The sequence below is a fragment of the Streptacidiphilus carbonis genome (genome assembly GCF_000787775.1).
GTDB classification, from domain to species: domain Bacteria; phylum Actinomycetota; class Actinomycetes; order Streptomycetales; family Streptomycetaceae; genus Streptacidiphilus; species Streptacidiphilus carbonis.
In genome coordinates, this window is the sequence record NZ_BBPM01000060.1 from 33543 (window position 1) to 46551 (window position 13009).

General features: G+C 72.5%; 10 protein-coding genes. 2 read left to right on the forward strand and 8 right to left on the reverse strand.

Annotation, left to right across the window (positions count from 1 at the left end):
* Positions 1–10: 10 nt before the first annotated feature.
* Together TR46_RS31405 and TR46_RS31410 are read right to left on the reverse strand one after the other, a co-directional pair.
* On the reverse strand, positions 11–1009 hold the full coding sequence (locus TR46_RS31405; RefSeq protein WP_042408405.1) for an ABC transporter permease: 999 nt from the start codon (positions 1007–1009) through the stop codon (positions 11–13).
* Entirely contained in the window at positions 1006–1854 is an 849-nt protein-coding gene (locus tag TR46_RS31410) for an ATP-binding cassette domain-containing protein (protein ID WP_084719105.1), read from the reverse strand. The genes TR46_RS31405 and TR46_RS31410 overlap by 4 nt, the downstream gene beginning before the upstream one ends.
* A 139-nt stretch (positions 1855–1993) precedes the next feature.
* On the opposite strand from TR46_RS31410, the gene TR46_RS31415 reads away from it, so the two are divergent.
* Positions 1994–3010: a LacI family DNA-binding transcriptional regulator gene (locus TR46_RS31415; protein ID WP_369406017.1), complete on the forward strand. Its 1017-nt coding sequence runs from the start codon at positions 1994–1996 to the stop codon at positions 3008–3010.
* 298 nt (positions 3011–3308) lie between these two features.
* On the opposite strand, the gene TR46_RS31425 is transcribed toward TR46_RS31415, so the two are convergent.
* Genes TR46_RS31425 through TR46_RS31445 form a run of 5 tightly spaced genes read right to left on the reverse strand, consistent with a single transcriptional unit; the run spans position 3309 to position 9934 of the window.
* Positions 3309–4298, reverse strand: coding sequence for a LacI family DNA-binding transcriptional regulator (locus tag TR46_RS31425; protein WP_052433253.1), 990 nt, complete (start codon positions 4296–4298; stop codon positions 3309–3311).
* A 25-nt stretch (positions 4299–4323) separates the two neighbouring features.
* Positions 4324–5427, reverse strand: coding sequence for an ABC transporter ATP-binding protein (locus TR46_RS31430; protein ID WP_084719106.1), 1104 nt, complete (start codon positions 5425–5427; stop codon positions 4324–4326).
* Positions 5424–7400, reverse strand: a complete 1977-nt coding sequence (locus TR46_RS31435; RefSeq protein ID WP_052433254.1) for a dipeptide/oligopeptide/nickel ABC transporter permease/ATP-binding protein — start codon at positions 7398–7400, stop codon at positions 5424–5426. The genes TR46_RS31430 and TR46_RS31435 overlap by 4 nt, the downstream gene beginning before the upstream one ends.
* The gene (locus tag TR46_RS31440; protein ID WP_042408416.1) at positions 7397–8347 is read right to left on the reverse strand and encodes an ABC transporter permease; all 951 of its coding nucleotides are present in this window, start codon (positions 8345–8347) and stop codon (positions 7397–7399) included. Before TR46_RS31440 ends, TR46_RS31435 begins: the two co-directional genes overlap by 4 nt.
* Before the next feature lie 15 nt (positions 8348–8362).
* The gene (locus tag TR46_RS31445; protein ID WP_161790236.1) at positions 8363–9934 is read right to left on the reverse strand and encodes an ABC transporter substrate-binding protein; all 1572 of its coding nucleotides are present in this window, start codon (positions 9932–9934) and stop codon (positions 8363–8365) included.
* 352 nt (positions 9935–10286) lie between these two features.
* Between TR46_RS31445 and TR46_RS31450 the strand changes: the two genes are divergently transcribed.
* The gene (locus tag TR46_RS31450; RefSeq protein WP_042408467.1) at positions 10287–12302 is read left to right on the forward strand and encodes a CocE/NonD family hydrolase; all 2016 of its coding nucleotides are present in this window, start codon (positions 10287–10289) and stop codon (positions 12300–12302) included.
* On the opposite strand, the gene TR46_RS42765 is transcribed toward TR46_RS31450, so the two are convergent.
* On the reverse strand, positions 12268–13009 hold a 742-nt coding region (locus tag TR46_RS42765; protein WP_161790237.1), incomplete at its 5' end, for an MFS transporter. The two genes, TR46_RS31450 and TR46_RS42765, sit on opposite strands and share 35 nt — an antisense overlap.

Below are 13009 nucleotides of genomic sequence, written 5' to 3' on the forward strand. Positions count from 1 at the left end.
TTGTCGCTGCTCAGATCCGTTCCCGGGTCTGCTTGCGCATCTGGTCCACGTAGACGGCGCCGACCAGCACCGTGCCCACCGCCACGTCCTGCCAGTACTGCTGGACCCCGACGACGATCAGGCCGGTGGTGAGCACCGCCGGGATGAACACGCCGATGACCGTGCCCAGCACCGATCCCCGGCCGCCGAAGAGGCTGGTGCCGCCCAGCACCACGGCCGTGATGACCTTGAGGTTGTCGGTGGAGTGCCCGGCGATGGAGGTCGTCCCGTAGGAGGCGAGCCACATCACCGCGCCGAGCCCGGAGAGCAGCCCCATCAGCGCGTACACCTTCACCAGGTGCCGGCCGACCGGGATGCCGGCCCGCCGGGCGGCGGCCGGGTTGGAGCCGATGGCGAAGGTGTGGGTGCCGAACCTGGTCCCGCCCAGCAGCAGTCCGAAGATGACGGTGACCACCGCGGCCAGCACCACCAGCCAGGGGATGCCCAGCACCTTCCCGTAGCCGAGGCTGTTCTGCAGATGGGCCGCGGCGGCACCGGCCGGGTCCTGGCCGCCGGTGGCGATCTCGGCGATGCCGAGGGCGGCGCCGAGGCCGCCGAGGGTGACGATCAGCGCCGGGATCTTGCCGGTGGCGACCAGCGCGCCCTGCAGCGCGCCCCATGCCGCCCCGACCGCGAGGGCGATCACGATGCTGACGGCGACGGTGCCCCAGCCGGCCCCGGCCCCGCCGTGGTGGATGGTGTACTCGCCGGCCGCCACCGCGGCCAGCACCAGCATCGAGCCGATCGACAGGTCGATGCCGGCCGTGATGATCACGTAGGTCATGCCGACGCCGAGCACCAGGTAGATGGCGGCGTTGACGGCGATCTGGGTGATGTCGTAGACGGTGAAGAACTTGCCGGGCGCGGAGATGGAGAAGTAGGCGACCAGGACCACCAGGATGGCGAAGGTCCAGGCCTCGTTGCGGCGCAGGGTCCTGCGGACCCACTCCGGGAGTTGACGATCGGTCACTTCTCGGTACCCCCGTTGCCGTTGCCGCCCCCGGTACTGCCGCCGTTGCCGTTGCCACCGCCGTTGCCGTTGCCACCGCCGTTGCCGCCGTCCGGTTCGTCCAGCGACCCCGTCATCGCGCCGACCAGCTCCTCGATGGAGCTGTCCGCCGCCCGGAACGAGGCCACCCGGCGGCCCAGCCGCAGTACTTCCACCCGGTCCGCCACCGACAGCACCTCCGGCATGTTGTGGCTGATCAGCACCACGCCCACACCCCGGTCCCGGACCCGGCGGACGGTGTCCAGCACCCGGCCGCGCTGCACCACCCCCAGCGCGGCGGTGGGCTCGTCCATGAAGATGACCTTGCGGGCGAAGGCCACCGCTCGGGCGACCGCCACCGACTGCCGCTGCCCGCCCGACAGTTCACCCACCGGCGCGTTCACATCCAGCAGGGTGACCCCGAGTTCGGCGAAGGCCTGCACTGCGGCGCGCCGCATCGCCGGCCGGTCCAGCGCCTTGAAGGGGCGCAGGAACCCGCCGCGGAGGATCTCCCGCCCCAGGTAGAGGTTGGCGGCGGCGTCCAGGTGCGGGGCCAGCGAGAGGTCCTGGTAGACGGTCTCGACGCCGTGCCGCTGGGCGTCCATCGGACCGGCGAAGACCACCGGCTTCCCCTCGACGGTGATCTCCCCGCCGTCCGGCTGGGCGACCCCGGAGAGGATGTTCACCAGGGTCGACTTCCCGGCCCCGTTGTCGCCGATGAGCGCGACGACCTCGCCCGGGTAGGCGGTGAAGTCGGCGCCCTGCAGGGCCTGGACATGTCCGAACCGCTTCACCACGCCGCGTGCCGCAAGCAGGGGGTCGGGCATCGTTGCCACTCCTGTCGACATCGTTGTCAGCTTGGTATCGTTAACAGCGCTCCGATCCTCAACCTCGGTCTGATGCGACGTCAATAGCCCTGCAGCCGTCGTATCGTCACCGTTCGATCTCGCCGGAGGGGGCCGGGTCTTGACGGTTCGACCCACGATGAAGGATGTCGCCCGGCAGGCCGGGGTGAGCCCGATGACGGTCTCCCGGGTGGTCAACCGTGAGCCCGGGGTGCTGCCCGGGACCGCGGCCCGGGTGCACCGCGCCATCCGCACGCTGGGCTACCAGCGGGACGACGTGGCACGGCAGTTGCGGCGCAAGGGGCAGCTCACCCAGACCGTCGGCATCCTGCTCGACAATGTCGCCGACCCGTTCATGGCCTCGCTGGCCTCCGCGGTCGAGGACGTCGCCCGGCAGCAGGGCAGCGTGGTGCTGATCGGCTCCTCCCGGGACGACCCGGTCCGCGAGCGCGAGGTGGTCTCGGCGTTCACCTCGCGCCGGATCGACGGACTGATCCTGATCCCGGTGGCCGGCAGCCACCGCTTCCTCCGCAACGCCGTCGCCACCGGCACCCGGGTGGTCTGCGCGGACCGCTCCGCGTCCGGGCTGAAGACGGACGCGGTGGTGGTGGACAACCGCGGTTCGGCGAACCGGGCGATCGCCCACCTGGTCGCCCACGGCCACCGCCGGATCGCCTACCTGGGCGACCGGTTGGACATCCGGACCATCGAGGAGCGCTACGCCGGCTATCTCACCGCGCTGGAGGCCGCCGGGATCCCGGCCGATCCCGCGATCGTCCGGCACGGGCTGCGACAGGCCCCGGACGCGGCCGCCGCGGTGGCCGCGATGCTGGCCGGTCCGGATCCGCCGACGGCCGTGCTGGCCAGCAACGGCATCGTCGGCCTGGGCGTCCGGGCCGCGCTGCCCGGCGGAACCGCGCTGGTGAGCTTTGACGACTTCCTGCTCGCCGCGCAGCTGGACCCGCCGGTGACGGTGATCGCCCAGGACCCGGAGGCCATGGGCAGCACCGCCGCCCACCTCCTCTTCGCCCGCATCCACGGCGACGCCTCCCCGCCGCGGACCGTCGTCCTGCCCACCCGGCTGGTCGCCCGCGGCTCCGGCGAGATCCCCGGCCCCTACTGGGACGGAGCCCATTGAGCCGGGGCCGCCGTCGGACCGGGGTCGGGGAGGTCGGCTGCCTCCGCGGTGTGCCAGTGGCGGGCGAAGACCTCGGCGCCGTCGATGTGGACCGTGCCGGCGGCCACCGCGGCGCCCTCACATACAGGTCCGCCGACAGGGACACCGGCGGATCGGCGGGGTCGTCGGCGGGGACCGGGATGCGTGCGTCGCGCACGATCCTCACCGCGTGGAGGCGCTCTGCGGACATCGGCCTGCCTCGCTCTCGTCGGGTGCACTCGTGAGGTGGTGTCGTCGGCCGGTGTCGTCGGGTGCTGTCTCAGGTGGTGTCGCGCACCACCAGTTCCAGTCCCAGGGTGATCCGTTGGACCGAGGTGGACGTTCCGGCGATCAGCTCCGCCAGCAGCCGCGCGCCGATGGTGCCGGACTCCTCCAGCGGCTGCCGGACCGTGGTCAGCCCGGCCGCTTCGGCGATGCTGTTGTCGTCGAAGCCGACGATGGCCAACTCCCCCGGCACGTCCACCCCGTTGCGGCGGCACTCCAGCAGCAGACCGGCGGCGAGCAGGTCGTGGTGGGCGAACACCGCTGTCGGACGCGGGTTCTGGGCCAGGATCTGCCGCAGCGCCTCATGTCCGCCGGAGATGTCGTTGCGCACCAGCACGGTCTGCACCCGGTCCTGGTCCAGACCGTGCTCGGACAGGACCCGCAGGAAGCCGGTGTTGCGCCGCTGCCCCTGCGAGACGAATGCGAAGGACTGCTGCGGTTCCTGGACGAAGGCGAACGAGGTGTGGCCGCGCCCCAGCAGGTAGCGGGCGACGATGGCACCGCCCTCCTCGTCGTCGACGTCCACGGTGCTGAACTCGGGGCGCCGGCTGTCGACCAGCACCGTCGGCAGTCGACGGGTGGTCAGATGCCGTGCCAGCGCGTCGTCCAGCGGCAGCCCCATGATGAGCAGACCGTCCAGCCGCCCGGTGACCGGGAGGGTGCGCAGCAGCGGGGACATCGTGGCCGCCGCCGAGACCTGGTCGTAGACCACGATGTCGCGGGCGGTGCCGTCGGATTCGGACAGCACCCCCATCAGCCGCCGCCGGTAGGAGTCGTAGGAGGTGAACGGCGCGACCACGCCGATCCGCCCGACGCCCCGGCGGGCGTGGCTGACCGCCGTCGCCTTGGGGACGAAGCCGAGCTCCTCGATGGCGTCGAGCACCCGCTCCCGGGTCACCGCGTTGACCCGCTCCGGACGGTTGAGCGTCTGCGAGACGGTGGAGATGCTCACCCCGGCCCTGGTGGCGACGTCGTAGATGGTCACCGAACTCAATCGGAATCTCCTCGGGTCAAGCGCCTTCCGGTCTGCGGGCAGCGTCGGGGTCGGCGTCGGGGGCGGCGCTGGGCTCCGCGATCTCCGGGTAACGCAAGCAGGCCAACTGCCCGCCGTCAACGTGTTCCAACGGCGGGAGGGTCTGCCGGCAGGGCTCGGCCGCATGCGGGCACCTCGGCGCGAAGGGGCAGCCGAGGGCGGTCCCGCCGGGGGTGGCGGCGGCGGTGCGGTCGGCGAGGCTGTTCCGCCTGCGGGCCTGCTCCTCGGGGTCCGGCACGGGGGCCGCGGCCAGCAGGGCCCGGGAGTAGGGGTGCCGGGGGTGGTCGCAGACCTGTTCGGTGGAGCCGGTCTCCATGATGTGTCCGCCGTAGAGCACCACCACCCGGTGTGCGACATGGCGGATGATCGCCAGGTCATGGGTGATGAACAGATAGCCCACGCCCAGGTCCCGCTGCAGTTCGTTGAGCAGGTTGATCACCTGGGCCTGGATGGACAGGTCCAGCGCGCTGGTCGGCTCGTCGCAGACGATCAGCCGGGGCCGGACGATCAGGGCCCTGGCGATGGCGATGCGCTGCCGCTGGCCGCCCGAGAAGTGGGCGGGGTAGCGGTCCGCGGCGTCGGCGGGCAGGCCCACCCGCTCCAGCGCGGCGGCGACCTGCTCGCGCGGGCTGCCGGCGCCCCTACTGCCGCTGCTGCCGGCGCCGGTGCGGCGGTGCGCGAGCAGCGGTTCGACCAGGCTCTGTCCGATGGTGCGCACCGGGTTGAGCGAGCCGTACGGGTCCTGGAAGACCGCCTGGATCTCCGCCGTCAGCGCGCGGCGGCGGCGCGGGTCGGCCCGGGTGATGTCCTCGCCGTCGAACCGGATGCGGCCGGAGTCCACCGGAGTGAGTCCGAGCACTGCGTTGCCCACCGAGGACTTGCCCGAGCCGCTCTCGCCGACCAGCGCGACGGTCTCGCCCCGGCCGACGGTGAGGCCGACGCCGTGCACGGCGGTGAACGGGCTGCGGCGGCGGCCGGTGCGGTAACGGACCGTCAGGCCCTCCGTCTCCAGCAGCGGGACCGGGCCGCCGCCGGGGCCGGGGCCGGGCACGGTCTCGCACCCGGGAAGGGTCTCGGTCATGGTGCCGCCAACCGGTCGAGGTGGATGCGGTCCAGGTGGATGCAGCGGGCGTCGTGCCCGCCCGTCACCGTCGTCAGCGGGACCGCTCCCGCGCCGCACTCCTCGGTGGCGTAGCGGCAGCGGGGCTGGAAGTGGCAGCCGGTGGGCCAGTCCGACGGCGGCGGCACTGTGCCGGGGATCGCCGGCAGCGCCTGTCCCACCGGGGCCAGGTGCGGATTGGCCGCCAGCAGCGCCAGCGTGTAGGGGTGCCGCGCGGAGTGGTAGAGCTCGCTCACCGGCGCCTGTTCCACCACCTCTCCCGCGTACATCACCACCGCCCGCTCGCACAGATCGGCCAGCACCCCCCAGTCGTGGGTGACCAGGACCACCGCCATCTCGGTCCTGGCGCGCAGGGTGCGCAGCAGGTTCAGGATCTCGGCCTGCACGGTCACGTCCAGGGCGGTGGTGGGCTCGTCCGCGATCAGCAGGTCGGGATCGCCGGCCAGGGCCAGCGCGATCGCCACCCGCTGAGCCATCCCGCCGGACAGCTCGTGCGGGTAGCGGCGGGCCACCGCAGCCGGATCGGACAGCTCCACCAGCTTGAACAACTCCTGTGCCCGCGCCACGGCCTGGCGACGCGTCAGCCGATGGTGCCGGCGGACCACCTCGGCCAGCTGGGAACCCACCCGGAACGAGGGGTCCAGGCCGCTCATCGGCTCCTGGGAGACCAGCCCGATCCTGGTGCCGCGGAGGCCTGCGACCTCACGGCCGCCCAGGTCCGCGAGGTCGCAGCCGTCGAAGGTCACCTTCCCCGCCACGACCCTTGCCCCGCCGGGGAGCAGGCCGACCAGGCTGCGGGCGGTGACGGTCTTGCCGCATCCCGACTCCCCCACGATCCCCACGCACTCACCCGGCGCGACGTCGAAGCCGACTCCTCGCACCACGGTGACCTCACCCTGCGGCGAGGGGAACGCGATGGTCAGACCACGGACCGAGAGCAGCGGGACGGCGATCCCCTCCACCGCCGTCGACGGCTCCTCATAGGAGGCCTCCGTGCCGCCCGCGGGCCGCGGCCGCCCCCGTCGTCCGGGCCGGTCCGGGTTCCCCCGGGCCCGCCCCACGGTCAGGTCGTGCACGGCGTCGCCCAGCAGCCCCAGCGCCAGCACGGTCACCACCAGCACGCCGCCGGTGGGTACCAGCAGCCACGGGTCCACACTGATCACGCTCGCCGCCTCGCCGACCATGTTGCCCCAACTCGGGCCCCGGGTCTCGGGCGTGGCCAGTCCCAGGAACGACAGCGCGGTATCCGCGAGCACCGCGCTCGCGGCGAACAGCGACACCTGGACGATGACCGGACCGGCCAGCCTGGGCAGGATGTGCCGGCGCAGGATGCCCGGACCGCTCAGGCCGGAGAGCCGGGCCGCCTTCACGTACAGCTCGTTGCGGACCGCCATGGTCACCGCCCGCACCACCCGCAGCAGCGAGGGACAGCTGATCACCCCGAAGGCGGTCATCGCGGCCGCGTTGTCGTCCGGGAACACCGCAAGCACCATCAGCAGGGCGATGATGCCCGGCACCGCCAGCACCAGATCCCCGAACCGGGCGATCCACCGGTCGGTCCGGCCGCCGACGAACCCGGCCACCATGCCGAGCGCCACCCCCAGCACCACGAACACCAGCACCGCCTCGGCCACCCCGAGCAGGGTCGGCCGGCTGCCCACCATCAGCCGGCTGAACACGTCGCGTCCCAGCCGGTCGGTGCCCAGCCAGTGCACCCCGCTCGGTCCGGACAGGGTGCGGAGCAGGTCGTCCGCCTCCGGGTCACGCGGCGTCAGCAGCGTTCCGCCCGCTGCGACGACCACCAGCAGCAGCAGGTACGCCGCGGACAGCAGACCCAGCGGCTGCCGCAGCAGCCCGCGCCAGCCCCGGCGGGGGCCGGGGGGCGGCGCGGGGGTCTCCTGCACCGCCTCCGGAGAGGTGATGATCGCCGTCATGACGCACGCACCTTGGGGTTCAGCAGCCGGTAGGAGATGTCCACGAGCAGATTGGTGACCACCACGACCACCGTGAAAATGAAGGCCACCCCCTCGATCATCGGCAGGTCATGGCTGGCGCTGGCGGTCATCGCCTGCTGGCCGAGGCCGGGTATCGCGAACACGTCCTCGACCACCACGGTCCCGCCGAGCAGGCTGACCAGCAGCAGCCCCAGCAGCGTCACCACCGGGATGGCGGCGTTGCGCAGCGCGTGCTTCAGCACCACCGAGCGGGTCGGCAGGCCGCGGGCGCGCAGCATGATGACGAACTCCTGGGAGAGCACGTCCGCCATCGCGTCCCTGGTCTGCTTGGCGATGAAGGCGACCGCCCCGGCCGACAGCGTCAGCACCGGCAGCACCAGCCCGCGAAGCCACTGCGCGGGGTCGGTCCCGAAGGTGGTGTAGCCGGTCGCCGGGAACGCGGCGAGCTTCACCGCGAACAGTTCCACCAGCACTAGGGCCAGCCAGAAGTTGGGGACCGCCAGCCCTCCCAGTGAGACCAGGTCGACCAGCCGGCCCAGGACGCCGCCCCGCGCCGCACTGACGATGCCGAGGACCACCCCCACCACCCCGGACACGACCAGGGTGGCGATGATGATCGACAGGCTGGGCCCGATCCGGCTGCTGAGCGCCTGGGTCACCGGCTGGCCGTTGAACAGGTCGGTGCCCATGCTGCCGTGCAGCAGATGGTCCAGCCAGTGCCAGTACTGCACCGCCAGCGGCTGGTCCAGTCCCATCAGCCGGCGCATCTCCTGGTACTGCTGCGGGGTGTAGCCACCGCTTCGGGCGTTCAGGATCGCCTTGGCGGCGTCGCCCGGCGCCAGCGCGACCAGCACGAAGGTGAGCACGGTGACCGTGAACAGCAGGACCAGTGAGGAGAGCAGCCAGCGGATCGCCTCTCGGACCATTGCCCCACTCCCTCCTCAGCCGGCCGGCTGCACCTCGTAGAGGTCGAGCAGCGGCTCGGTGGCCGAGGTGCTGATGCCGCCGACGGACTTGCGCGCGTAGTACGGCAGGCCGGTGGTCACCACCGGGACGAACCAGGCCTGGTGCACCAGATAGCCCTCGACCTGCTGGTCCAGCGCGGCCTGGGCGGCGCCGGAGGAGACCGCCTCCTGGTCGTAGAGCTTGGTCAGCGCGGCGTCCGCGGCGTGCAGCGGATTGAACGCGGCGGTGGGCATGAACAGCGAGGGACCCTCCATCCACACCGGTATCGCCCCGAAGGACGTCATGAAGGCCGGGAAACTGCCGCCGAACGCGGCCGCGGCGTACTTGTTGGCGTCCGAGTCGTCGGTGATCTGCAGGTCCACGCCGATCTTCTGCCACTGCTGCTTCAGTGCCTGGGCCAGGATGTTCAGCTGCTGGTAGTCCGGGGTGACGATCTTCAGCTGGAAGCCGCTGCCGTAACCGGCCGCGCCGAGCAGCTGCTTGGCCTTGTTCACGTCGTAGGGGTACGTCGAGTTCAGCTGGGCGTCGTAGCCGTACCCGTTCGGGACGGTCATCTGGTCGGTCGGCTCACCGAGCCCCTTGAACAGCGCGTCGGCGATCGAGGTGCGGTCGGTGCCGTAGTTCAGCGCCTGCCGGACCCGCACGTCGGCCAGCGGCTTGGCCAGTTTTCCGTCGCGGTCGGCCAGCACCACGCCGGACCACAGCAGCGGCGAGGACGCGACCGTCAACCCGGCCTGCTTGGCCGCGTTCTGGGTCTGCGGGTCGCCCTGGGCGACATCGGCCTGACCGGTCTGCAGGGTGCTGAGCACCGACTGCACATCGGGGACGACCTTGATCACGACCTTGTGCCAGGAGACCGACGTGGCGTCGTAGTAGTCGGGGTTGGGCACATAGGTGTAGTGGTCGCCGGTGACGCTCTGGCCCGCGTCGAGCATGTAGGGCCCGGCGCCCGCCGTCCTGGTGCCCAGCCCCGTCGGCGCCGCCAGCCCGGCCTTGCTGATCATCCCGCCGACCACGTAGTCCTGGGTCAGCAGTTGCGGGAAGTTCGGGTCGGGCGCCGCGGCCTTGATGGTGACGGTGAGCGGATCGGTGGCGGTGAAGGTGTCCCCGGCCAGGAAGGGCGCCATCTGGCCCTTGGAGGCCACCACGTACTTCAGGTCGTCGACGACGTTCTGGGCGGTGAGCGCGCTGCCGTCGGAGAACTTCACCCCGGAACGCAGGTGCAGCACAAAGGTGCTGTTGCCGGTCCCGGTGTAGGACCAGGACGAGGCCAGGCCCGGGACCAGGGTTCCGTCCGCGTGGCGGACTATCAGCGGCTCGTACGCCAGCTCGGTGAACCAGGCGTCGTTCTGCACGGCCTTCGCCGGGTCCAGCGTCTGCGGGGAGACGTCGGTCACCACGGTCAGGGTGCCGCCGACCCGGCCGCCCGATCCGGTGCCGGTGCCGGTGGCGGACTGCGTCGGCGGCTTGGCGCTGCTGGAGCACGCGGCCAGGCCGAGCACCAGGGCAGTGGCCGCGCCGATCAGGGCCTGTCTACGGGTCGTCATGAGGGAACGCACCATTGCCTCCTCAGTACTACGCCGACAGCTGCGGTGGCTGCCGGTCGGCCGTGCAGTCGCTGACGGAACGTCACCACCCGGGAACGGACGTGGGATCGGGCGGCTCTTCGGGATCCGGGACCAGCGGCAGGGGCAGGGCTGAGAACGGGGCTTGCCTACGCGTTTCAATGAACTGCCGCGATCGCGCCTTCGTCAAGAGGTTCGCGCAAAGCACTTCTGAGGCCTCGCCGACTCCCCGTCAAAGGCCTTCATCCGAAGCACTTCTCAGTCGTACACTGCTCCGCGTAGGAGGGTGGAGCGGTGCTCGCGCCTTCGTCCGAGCCCACGCGGGGAGGACCAGATGACCCGTCTTCGGCCCACCGGCGCATCCCCCGGAGCGGCGGACACCCCGGCCGCATTCGCGGTGGAGGTGGTGCGCGACGTGCGGATCCCGACCGCCGTGGCCGGGGAGACCCTGGCCGCCGACCTGTACCTGCCGGTGACCGGGCGCCCGGTGCCGCTGCTGCTCACCGTGCTCCCGTACCGCAAGGACTTCCACGCCGGGGTCGCCCATGAGGTCCCGGGCCGGTGGTTCGCCGAACGCGGCTACGCCGGCCTGCTGGTGGACCTGGCCGGCACCGGCTCCTCGGACGGGGTGCGGCGGCCCGAGTTCGACCCGGGCGACGGGACGGACGCCGTCGCGGCGATCGACTGGGGTGCCGGCCAGTCCTGGTGCGACGGTTCGGTCGGCATGTGGGGCCACTCCTACGGGGCGATCACCACCCTGCGCACGGCCGGCCTCGCACCGCCCCAGCTGCGGGCGGTCATCCCGCTGATGCACGGCCTCGATCCGGGGATGGACACCGTCCATCCGGACGGGTCCCGCGGAGATCTGCACGCACTGGCCAACCGCGGCACCTCGATGCTGGTCCAGCAGTTGCTGCCGCCCCTGATCAACCACAAGTCCGAGGCGGAGCAGGAGCGTTGGCAGCGCCGGCTGTACCGGACCGAGCCGGTGCTGCTGGACTTCGCCCGGCACGGCCCCGGCGATCCGGTATGGCGCGAACGCGCGATCGACGGCGCGGCCATCACCGTCCCGACGCTCTGCATCGGCGGCTGGCGCGACGCCTTCCCCGACCCGCTGGTCCAGGCCTACGAGCGGATCAGCGGACCGAAGAAGCTGGTGATGGGGCCCTGGGGCCATGTCATGCCGCAGTACGCGGCCGTGGCACCGGTCGACTTCCTGTCCATGGCGCTGCGCTGGTGGGACCACTGGCTGCGGGGACGCGACACCGGAGTGATGGACGAGCCCCCGGTGACGCTGTACCAGGAGGGACCCCGGCCGCACTGGCGGGCACACCCCTGCTGGCCGCCCTCGGACGGATCGCTCCGACTCGCGACCGCGGACGACACGGTGCTGCGTCCCCCGAACGCCGACCCACCGTCCGCCGACCGAGCGGTCGCCGACCACCTGTCCGCCGATGACCCGACCGCCGAGGACCCGACCCCCGTTCGGATCATCGCCGAGTACCGCCCCGACGCCACCGTGGGATCGCTCCGCGGCATCCCGGGCCTCGGCATCGGCGAGGCGTTCCTGACGCAGGATCAGCACGACGACGACATGCGGTCGGTGGTGCTGGAGAGCGAGCCGCTCCAATCCGGGACGATCATCGGCGGCCGTCCCGACGTCACGGTCACGCTCGCCCAGGCACCGGACGCCCCCGCCAAGCGGCTCGTCGTCCGGCTGACCGAGGTCGACTCCGACGGACGCTCGACCCTGATCACCGTCGGCGTGCTCTGCCCCCGGGCACCCGCCGACCGCTACCGCGTCGAGCTGCGCCCCACCGTCCACCAGGTCCCGGCCGGGCGCCGGCTCAGGGTGACCCTGAGCGACTCCGACTTCCCCCGGCTCACCCCCCTCCCCGACCCGGTCGAACTGCACGTCAGCCGGCTGGAACTGACGGTCCCCACGCTCTCCCCGGACGCCGGCGTCCCGACCGAGCTGCCCCCGCCGCCGCGGGTTCCGGTTCCACCGGACTCCGGCCCTCCCGCCGAGCTCAGCTGGACCATCACCCGCGACCTCATCCACGACGGCATCGAGGTCGCCGTCAGCGCCGCCACCGGCGACACCGGCACCGACCAGGGCCACCGCTACCGCTCCAGCAACAGCCTGCTGGCAAGCGTCCGCCGGGACGCCCCGGACTCCGCCGTCACCATGGGCACCAACCACGCCGCCGTCACCATGAGCACCGGCGAGACGGTGACCACCACCGCGGTCGTCCGCTGCTCCCTGACCGCCCTCTGGGCCAGCGGCGAGGTCACCGTCGACGGTGTCACCGTCTTCACCCGGACCTGGGAGTCCCCACTGGGCTGGTGACCGGCCGGAGCAGCCCCGCGGCCACCACGGCCGCCGCCGCCAGGGCCAGTGCCGCGCCGCCGAACGCCGCGTCATATCCCAGTGCCAGTGCGGCGTTCCCGGTGGCGTGCACGGCGGCCGTACGGCCCGCGGCCAGGCCGGACAGCAGCGCCAGGCCGGCGCCGCCGCCGAGTTGGCCCGCGGTCTGGTAGACCGCCGAGGCCACCGCCTCATGTCCGGGAACGGCGGTGGCGACGACGCTGACCGGCACCGACTGGACGCCGAAGCCCAGCGCGAGCAGTCCGAGCCAGGGCAGCAGTTGGGGCAGCCCGGCCTGGGCCGGCAGCCGCGACAGCGGGGCCAGTCCGGCCACCGCGACGACCAGGCCGCCGCAGGCCGCGGCCCGCAGTCCGAAGCGGCGGATCAGCCCCGGCGCGAGACCTGCCCCCAGCAGGATCCCGCCGCTCAGCGGGAGGAAGGCCAGGCCCGCCCGGACCGGACCGCAGTGCAGGATGGTCTGCACCCACAGCGTGCTGGTGTAGCCGACCGCGACCAGCGCCGCCGAGGTCAGCGCCAGCACCGTGTCCGCCCCCACCAGCCGCGGCAGCGGGACGCCGGGAGCGGCCGCCGCCCGGCGCCGCCGCCCGCCGTCCGGCAGCAGCCGCCATCCGGCGACCGCCGCGCCCGCGCAGACCGGGACCGGCACCAGGAACACCGCCGACCAGCCG

Bases quoted from the DNA above. Each gene is read 5' to 3' on its own strand.
- TR46_RS31410 (WP_084719105.1), bottom strand. From the start codon at position 1,854: ATGCCCGACCCCCTGCTTGCGGCACGCGGCGTGGTGAAGCGGTTCGGA.
- TR46_RS31430 (WP_084719106.1), bottom strand. From the start codon at position 5,427: ATGACCGAGACCCTTCCCGGGTGCGAGACCGTGCCCGGCCCCGGCCCC.
- TR46_RS31435 (WP_052433254.1), bottom strand. From the start codon at position 7,400: ATGACGGCGATCATCACCTCTCCGGAGGCGGTGCAGGAGACCCCCGCG.
- TR46_RS31440 (WP_042408416.1), bottom strand. From the start codon at position 8,347: ATGGTCCGAGAGGCGATCCGCTGGCTGCTCTCCTCACTGGTCCTGCTG.
- TR46_RS31445 (WP_161790236.1), bottom strand. From the start codon at position 9,934: ATGACGACCCGTAGACAGGCCCTGATCGGCGCGGCCACTGCCCTGGTG.
- TR46_RS31450 (WP_042408467.1), top strand. From the start codon at position 10,287: ATGACCCGTCTTCGGCCCACCGGCGCATCCCCCGGAGCGGCGGACACC.